This window comes from Oleiphilus sp. HI0128 (assembly GCF_001635365.1).
Map to the genome: position 1 here is coordinate 1 of NZ_LWGG01000793.1, position 8,772 is coordinate 8,772.

Here is an 8,772-nt window from a genome sequence, read left to right on the forward strand (position 1 = left end):
GAAACTAATAAAAAACTCGGCTTCTCCAAAGAGATGCTCGAGCATATGTCTAGGCTACTTGAAGAGAAGCTGGGCGACTTTGGTGTCAAAGCGGAAGTTGTAGAGGTTAATCCCGGCCCGGTGATTACACGTTTTGAGATTCAGCCAGCCCCCGGTGTAAAAGTTAGTAAGATTTCTAATCTAGCGAAGGATCTGGCTCGTTCTTTGGCAGTACTTGCTGTCAGGGTGGTTGAAGTTATCCCTGGTAAGTCAGTAGTTGGTATCGAGATACCAAATGAGCACCGAGAGATTGTCCGCTTTAGCGAAGTTTTGCTATCTAAGGATTATGATGATGCAGAGTCACCGGTTACCCTGGCGTTAGGAAACGATATTGCAGGCGACCCGGTCGTTACAAACTTGGCGAAAATGCCGCACTTGCTGGTAGCCGGTACGACGGGTTCAGGTAAGTCGGTTGGTGTTAACAGTATGATTCTAAGTATGCTGTTTAAAGCACAACCTGATGAAGTGCGTTTTATCATGGTTGATCCAAAGATGTTGGAGCTTTCAATTTATGATGGTATACCGCACCTATTAACCCCAGTGGTAACCGATATGAAAGAGGCTGCGAATGCTCTGCGTTGGTGTGTTGCCGAAATGGAGCGCCGTTATAAGTTGATGGCTTCTTTGGGCGTTCGTAACATTGCAGGCTATAACCGAAAGGTTAAAGAAGCTATTGAGCGCGGCGAGCCCATGAAGGACCCTATCTGGGTGCCAGATTTACACCTAAGAAATGAAGAAAGTGACCGTCCGGATCTTGAGACTTTACCCTTTATAGTGGTAATTATTGATGAGTTTGCCGACATGATGATGATTGTTGGCAAGAAGGTCGAAGAGCTAATCGCGCGTATCGCACAAAAAGCAAGAGCCGCCGGTATCCACCTTATTCTCGCAACTCAGCGTCCCTCAGTTGACGTCATTACCGGTTTGATCAAAGCAAACGTTCCTACCCGTATATCCTTCCAGGTATCATCAAAGATCGACTCTAGAACCGTATTGGACCAGGGTGGAGCAGAGCAGCTCTTGGGTCACGGTGATATGCTATATATGCCACCAGGTAGTGGTGTGCCAATTCGTGTTCACGGTGCTTTTGTTGATGACCACGAAGTTCATAAGGTGGTTGAAGCATGGAAAGAACGCGGGCAACCTAATTATCTTGAAGAGGTTCTATCTGGTGGCGATAGCTCAGACCCCGCGGTAGCAGCCTTTGCAGAAGAAGGTGGTGGAGACAACGAACAAGATGCCTTGTTCGACCTGGCTGTAGCATTTGTTACGGAAACCAGAAGAGTATCTATCTCCTCAGTGCAGAGAAAGCTGAAGGTAGGCTATAACCGAGCTGCAAACCTGGTTGAAGCAATGGAGCAAGCTGGTGTTGTCAGTGCTGCCGGCCATAATGGATCTAGAGAAGTCCTCGCACCGCCTCCACCCAAGGACTAGAATCTATACTTTTCTGGTCGAGACAAGTTTTCTGAAGATATTCAGTAACCAGCGAATAGCTAAAAAGCCCCTTATCGAACTTACTATAGGGTAAGGGCTAATATTTGACCTTAGACCCAGATAGGATACAGTTATCTACTGTAACCCATGCTTTTCTAGGATCGCTTTTATTTCCCCCGACTCTTTGAGTTGTTTCAGACCATCGTTAAAATCATTGAGTTTTATTTGGTAGCCAGGCGAACTTCTTGAAAACATCAAGTATTGCGGATCTTTTTTTAGCGGTGGCTCAAGTGATTAGAGTTGATTTGCCATATCAGGAATTTGCGTTTTAATGATGTAATTTCCTAGTGCTTTATCTACTAATACTAAATCTATTCGGGAAGCAGATAATTTTAATAGGTTCTGTTTATCTGTCGTTACGGGGGCGAGGGTTAGGCCTGCTTCATCGAAGCCTGGTGGGTTGGCGTATCCGCGAACAACGCCGATGGTGTAGGGTTTTAGATCTGAATAACTTTGATAATTGATTTGAGCGTCTTTGCGTTTGAATAAAACTACTTTATTTGCAGGGAGCTCTGCAGAATAGGCGAAATCTTTTTCTCGATCTTTCCTGTACCAGGCGGTATAGATACCGTCGAATTTACCTTCTTTGGTCCATTCTAGCGCTCTAGACCATGGCAGTTGTTCTTTCGTTACTTTGTAATTTTTTAATTTAAAAGCAGCTGAAATGATTTCACTTATAGGGCCTCCATTCTCTAGAGTCTTTCCGTAGTAGGGTGGGTAATCAACGTAAGAAAGGGATACCTGTTTTTCGGAAGAATAAGCAAGGGTTGCTGTAAGTAGCCCCAATAATGCTAAATTTGTAGAGAATAATAAGCTTTTCATAATTTCTACCTAATCACGCTTGATTTATAAGTTATAGTTAATAGCTCGCTTAATATGCTAACCGTTCTTTTATAACCAGTATTGTAGTTTTTCTAACATTTCTTCTGGTGAAAAAGGTTTTGATAAATAGTCGTTCATACCCGCTTCGATACACTTGTCTCGATCGCCTTTCATCGCGTGAGCTGTCATGGCGACCACTGGTATTCTTGTATAATGTTCACCCGCAGACCCTTTTCGAATTTTTCTAGTCGCTTCGTAGCCATCCATAATTGGCATTTGGCAGTCCATTAATATCAGGTCGAATTGTGTATTACTTTCTTTCAATATTTGAATGGCTTCCTGCCCATTATTAGCGGTGGTGCAAGGGTAGTTGTTTTCATCAAGAATCACTTCGGCTATCAATTGGTTTGTTTTGACATCTTCTACCAACAAAATATTGAAACTGCCTAGAGAGGCTTTGTTGTCACGTTCTCGTGGCTCAAGTGTGTTGATGGCTTGTGGCGTTTCCCAATATCTAATAATAGCTGAACGGTAAATGTGCTGCCGCATCCTAATTTACTCACCACGTCTACGTGACCTCCCATCATTTCAGATAGTTCGCGCACGATAGTTAAGCCTAAACCTGTCCCGCCATACTTACGTGTGGTAGAGCTGTCCTCTTGTGAGAAAATATCGAAGATTGTGCCGAGTTTTGCTTGTTTTATACCTACTCCAGTATCAGTAATACTAATACTCACTTTTATTTTATCGCCAACTTCTAAGGTCGAAGCGGTCATTTTGATAATGCCTTGTTCGGTAAACTTTTCTGCATTGCTGACTAGATTCGAAACGATTTGCTTAATTCTATTCGGGTCACCTTTTAAATACTGATGAGAAATGTCTGTGCACTGGAGTTCAAGCTTGACGCCTTTCTTTTCAACAGTCCCTTTCCATAAGCTTTCTTGGTGACGAAGAAGCTCAGAAAGGTCAAAATCGATATATTCGAGTTTTAGCTTGCCAGCTTCTATTTTCGAAATATCTAATATTTCGTTTAGTAGTGACAGTAAGGATTCTGCGCTAGAAAGAGATAGTTCAGCCTGATCTCGCTGCTGTTCGCTTAGATCGCTACCTAGTAGCAAGTGGAGCATACCCATAATGCCGTTCATGGGAGTTCTGATCTCGTGGCTCATGCTGGCTAAAAACTCGCTTTTAGCAACGTCTGCAGCCACGGCTTTTTGTTTTGCATCTACAAGGTCTTGATGAGCCCCTACCTCGGCATCAATGTCCTGCACTGAACCATACAAACGAAGGCAGACTCCATCTTCAAACTCTGCTTCACCGGTACTAGTGATCCAAATATGATGGCCTTTATGTGTTTTTACTTTTAACTGTTCAGCCCAAGGCGTGCCGGATCTGATGGCTTCGAGTTGGAGTGCTTCAAGTTTCCCCATGCTTTGTTCGGGATAGAATTGCTTGATAGAGTCGGGCGTGGGAGTGAAGCTATCGTCTACCTCAAATATCTCTCTCGTTTTTGACGACCAGGTTAGCACTTTACTTTGAATGTCATATTCCCATGCGCCTATTCGTGCCTGGCTGCTCATTGCTTCTAGTAGACTACTCTGTCGCTTAAGCATGCTCGTACGTTTGCTGACAATGTCTTCAAGATTTGAGTTAAGCGAAAGCAAGTTGTTTTTCGATTTATCAAGACGCTTTTTAAGTGATGTGAATACATTATCTAAGCGCCGTAATTCACGGCTATCAAGCCCGGGGTGTGAGAGTTCAGCAGATAGAGTTGGCCTATCGTCATGTATGTTGTCAAAGTCAGTTGTTTCCATCTTAATCAGAAACTTATCAAGTGCTTTAACTAGAAACTTGTTAAACGCCCACAGAAAGAGTATCCATAGCACAATTGACTTAATAACAGCGTTCACCAAAATGAATAGAAAATTGTGTTTAACTTGGTCTATTACTATGTCTCTGCTTGAAAACAAGTAAAGTGTACCCATTTTACGTCCATCGTAGCTCACCTCGAATTCTTGATAGAACTTATTTGCCCAGCTGTCTTTATCTACGTTCTCTTTGGGGCTATTTCCATCGACGAAAATCTGTTTCGATTCTGAATCTATCAGCAGGATTCCTGAAATATCGGCAAGCCCTAATACCCCCTGGAGCGTAGCTTCAAGTTGCTCCATATCATAATTCCACCAAGCTGTGGCAATAGACTTTCCAAAGATCGATTGGTAGGTAATAAGGTTACGGTCTATGCGTAACTTTTGTTGCTGGTACTCGTTATACATATGTACAGGAGTGATCACCAAAGTAATCAGCAATTAGAGTGAAAAGACAACTCTTAGAAGCCTTACACCCAAGCTGTAGCCCTGATTGTTGGCTTTGTCGCCATCGTTCAAAATGATCACCATTGTTAGAAGTGGAAATATCTAAACCACTGATCCTCAAGTGTAGTTTAATGAGAGAAGATCGCTAGTGGGTGAGTGATTCTGAATCAATTTTTGTGGCTCTAGATATGCCGATATGTAGTGTTTTAAGTGGTGAATAGGGGCTGAGCGTTTAGAATTCGGGTTGTTATCTATGCAAATAGCCAAGATGATAAGATGAACAACAATTATCTTTTCAGCTTTGTTTCATGTGTTAAAGTTGCGTTCTAGCGAAAGGCTTACGCTTATTTAGGGTGTATACGCCTTGTATTACTTGTTATGGACACACTATGTATAGATTTATTTTCTTCTCCGTTTTATCTCTTTTTACCTGTTCAGTTTATTCAGCACCTGAAACGCAAGGCTCTGCACTGGATGAGCTTGTAGAGTCTCTGAATAGGATAAAAACTCTTTCTGCGACTTTTGTACAATATTCTGTTGATCAGCGTGGTGCACGTATTCAGGAGTCTAAAGGTGAGCTTAAAGCAGATAGAGCAGGCAAATTCTTCTGGCGTACCTATGAACCGCTCGAACAAATTGTTATCTCTGATGGAAAGGAGGTAACTGTTTATGACCCTGACTTAGAGCAGGCAACTATCCAAGCTGTGGGCTCGCAGGTGCAAACGACTCCCGCAATATTGTTTAGTGGTGATACTCAAAAAATTGGTCAGCTATTTGAGGTAGAAATGGCATGGTTTGAACCATCAATAAGGCAGTTCACTTTAAAGCCAAAATCAGAGGAAAGCTTATTTGAGGGGCTGAAGTTACGTTTCTCTGGTTCGAATGTGAGCGAACTCCGGATCACAGATGCTTTAGGGCAAGAAAGTACAATGAGCTTTATTCAGTCGCAAGTTAATTTAGAGCTGCCAAGTAATACCTTTACGCCTGAATTACCAGAAGGTACTGACATTATTAGAGATGTCCAAATACCCGGCTCATAGGTAGATAGAAAATGTCTTTATTCGATGACGCGCCGCTTTTTAGTGAATCCCAGAAAGAATCTACAAGCAAACGCTATGCGCCTTTAGCTGCGCGTGTAAGACCTGCAGACCTGTCAGAGTATGTTGGTCAAAGTCACCTGGTAGGGCCTTCTCGTCCATTAAGGCAAGCCATAGATAAACAAGCTCTTCATTCTATGATCTTATGGGGGCCGCCTGGCGTCGGCAAGACTACTTTTGCGAATCTATTAGCTGAGCACTTCGATGCCAACTTCTTGCCCTTATCTGCAGTATTGAGTGGTGTGAAAGATATCCGTTCGGCGATTGAACAGGCAAAGATGTATCGTCAACAAACGGGTAGGGACACAATACTTTTCGTAGATGAAGTCCACCGCTTTAATAAGTCCCAGCAAGATGCTTTTTTACCCTTTGTTGAAGATGGCACTGTTATCTTTATCGGCGCGACAACCGAAAACCCCTCGTTTGAATTGAATAATGCATTACTTTCACGTGCAAGGGTTTATGTATTAAAAAAGTTGGACTCGCACGAAACCGCTTTGGTTATAAGCAACGCTTTAGCGCATCGAAATGGCTTCCCCGATATTGACGTGAAAATAGACGAATCGCTAGTCGATATTTTGGCAAAGGTTGCAGATGGTGACGCTCGCAAGGCCTTAAACTTTCTTGAACTAGCAGTTGATCTGGCGGATAGAGATGCTAAGCGGTGCGTCGTTAGTAAAGAGAATATTGAAGAGGTTATCCAAAGTTCGCTTAAGCGCTTCGATAAAGGCGGAGACATCTTCTACGAACAAATATCTGCTCTGCATAAATCTGTTAGAGGTTCTGATCCCGACGCCGCGCTATATTGGTTTGTCCGTATGATTGATGCCGGTTGTGACCCTCTATATATAGCCAGGCGCGTAGTTAGGATGGCGAGTGAGGATATTGGTAATGCAGACCCCCGAGCGTTAACACTTGCTTTAAATGCCTGGGATGTTCAGGAGCGCTTAGGTAGCCCCGAAGGTGAGCTGAGTATAGCGCACGCTGTGATTTACTTAGCTGTCGCCCCAAAGAGCAATGCGGTATACAGCGCTTTTAATGCCTGTCGACGTTTGGTGCAGGAAGGCGGAGATGAGACAGTGCCAATGCATTTAAGAAATGCGCCTACACAGCTCATGAAAGATCAGGGTATGGGAATGGAGTACCGTTACGCTCATGATGAGCCTGATGGCTTTGCTGCTGGTGAATGTTATTTTCCTGAAGACCTTGCTGGCACGCAGTTATATCACCCGGTAAATCGTGGTTTAGAGCTAAAAATTGGCGAAAAAATGGCGCGTCTCAGGCAGTTAAATGCAGAGTCAGAACAAAAAAGATTTCCCTAACTTTGCTACAATTTACTAATAGACTATTTATTCGCCCTAGTCCTAAGGTTGATTTATTGGCGTTAAGTCTTTAGCTATCAGTAATCGAGATTTCATATATGAGTACACACCCTTTTTTAAAGCTGCTATTGAGTATCCTGGCCTTGTCCTTAGTTGCTTGTGGAAGCGGTAGTAAGCTGAGTGATGATACTTACGATGGCTTGGTGACAATCGAAGGCCAGGTGAGCGTAAAGCCTGATACCAATGTAGATCTTGATGTTGAGCAAACATGCTCCACGCTTAGTGAGCAGAATAACTCTCTTTTTTCGGCCCAGCTGGTTAGTAACCCGATTACAATTGGAGGCTACATAAATGGCAAGTCTCAGGATCTTGGTTTTTGCTATCAGTTTGAGGAAGATCTTGATGATTATTACCGAGTTTCCTTGGTCGAAGGCCAGACTGTAAGTTTAAGTGTCTTTCCTGCTAACGAAGAGGAATTCAATATCAATGCCCTTGTTGAACTCAGGGCAGTAGATCAGTCTGGCGTCGTTGTGGCTGAACTATCTATATCAGAACCGGGTGCCAAATCTTTAGTTGTTCCCCTTACCAATGAATACTATGTGCGCGTAGCCACAACACAAGGGCACGATGCGCTACTGTATACGCTATCGCTTTCACAAAACTTAAGTGCTGATAATGCACGCCTGCTAAGTGAAGCGAGTCGCTTAGACTTCGTGCCAGGCGAGGTGCTACTTGCATTCGATCAGAGTTCAAGTGCTCAAGGCGCATCAACACGCAGTCGTTCACTTGATAGCTTGCAACGGACTTTAGTAGAGCGCTACGGACTAGAATATTCCAAGCGGGCGGGTTTGAGTGCAGAGTTATTTCGTTTCGATGCGACCGTTAATAGTAACTTAAGAGTAAATTCAAGCACCTCTTGGTCCAAGGCTAGTAAGCTCGAAAGAAAATGGCGAACGCTGGTTTTGTTAGAAGAGCTAAAAGCACTAGATGGTATTGAGGTCGCAGAGCCAAACTACTATCGCCGAGCTACCTTCGTCCCGAACGACAGTCGTTATTCAGAACAGTGGAATCTGTCACTACTTAAGGTTGAAGATGCATGGAATACTGCTACAGGTGACGGGGTAATTGTTGCTGTCATCGACAGTGGAATCAATCCCGATCATCCTGATCTGCGCAACCAGTTGACTACAAGTGGTTACGATTTTATTTCCGACACAGAATATTCCGGAGACGAAGACGGTTTCGATGATGACCCTACGGATTTGAGTCGAGTGCATCATGGTTCGCATGTTGCTGGAATTGTCGCTGCCCAAAGTAATAATAGTGAAGGCATATCGGGTGTAGCATTTAATTCAAGAGTCATGGCTCTTCGCGTTCTAGGGGTAGAAAATGAAGACGGTGTTAGCCAAGGAACCGATGCGGACTTGGCGAATGCGATCATGTATGCAGGAGGCTTAGACAATGATAGCGGTGAGCTGCCTAGTGACCCTGCCGATGTGATCAATCTTTCTCTCGGTGGCGAAGGCTTCTCTGATACCTTGAAGACCGCAATCGATGCAGTTATTGCTAAAGGCATTATCGTAATTGCTGCAGCGGGGAATGAGTCGAGTAGCGAAAAGTTTTATCCGGCTGCATTTGACGGTGTGACGGCAGTGAGTTCGGTGACGTCAGAGTTAGCCTTAT

The 8,772-nt window shown here is 43.7% G+C and carries 7 protein-coding genes; 4 read left to right on the forward strand and 3 right to left on the reverse strand.

All coding sequences use genetic code 11. The features are described 5' to 3' along the window. Positions 1-1,473: DNA translocase FtsK (locus A3763_RS11400; protein ID WP_255376621.1), on the forward strand; the 1,473-nt coding region annotated here is incomplete at its 5' end. 294 nt (positions 1,474-1,767) lie between these two features. On the opposite strand, the gene A3763_RS11405 is transcribed toward A3763_RS11400, so the two are convergent. From A3763_RS11405 to A3763_RS11415, 3 genes are all read right to left on the reverse strand, one after another. Further along, entirely contained in the window at positions 1,768-2,355 is a 588-nt protein-coding gene (locus A3763_RS11405) for an ABC transporter substrate-binding protein (protein ID WP_068511497.1), read from the reverse strand. A gap of 69 nt (positions 2,356-2,424) precedes the next feature. Then, the gene (locus A3763_RS11410; protein ID WP_068552638.1) at positions 2,425-2,787 is read right to left on the reverse strand and encodes a response regulator; all 363 of its coding nucleotides are present in this window, start codon (positions 2,785-2,787) and stop codon (positions 2,425-2,427) included. A gap of 14 nt (positions 2,788-2,801) precedes the next feature. Next, positions 2,802-4,631, reverse strand: a complete 1,830-nt coding sequence (locus A3763_RS11415; RefSeq protein ID WP_068634257.1) for an ATP-binding protein — start codon at positions 4,629-4,631, stop codon at positions 2,802-2,804. Between the two features lie 428 nt (positions 4,632-5,059). Between A3763_RS11415 and lolA the strand changes: the two genes are divergently transcribed. The 3 genes from lolA to A3763_RS11430 all read left to right on the forward strand — a co-directional run. Next, on the forward strand, positions 5,060-5,710 hold the full coding sequence (gene lolA / locus A3763_RS11420; RefSeq protein ID WP_068511490.1) for an outer membrane lipoprotein chaperone LolA: 651 nt from the start codon (positions 5,060-5,062) through the stop codon (positions 5,708-5,710). Positions 5,711-5,721: 11 nt separating this feature from the next. After that, positions 5,722-7,089: a replication-associated recombination protein A gene (locus tag A3763_RS11425; RefSeq protein WP_068511488.1), complete on the forward strand. Its 1,368-nt coding sequence runs from the start codon at positions 5,722-5,724 to the stop codon at positions 7,087-7,089. 98 nt (positions 7,090-7,187) lie between these two features. Beyond that, on the forward strand, positions 7,188-8,772 hold a 1,585-nt coding region (locus tag A3763_RS11430; protein ID WP_156490139.1), incomplete at its 3' end, for a S8 family serine peptidase.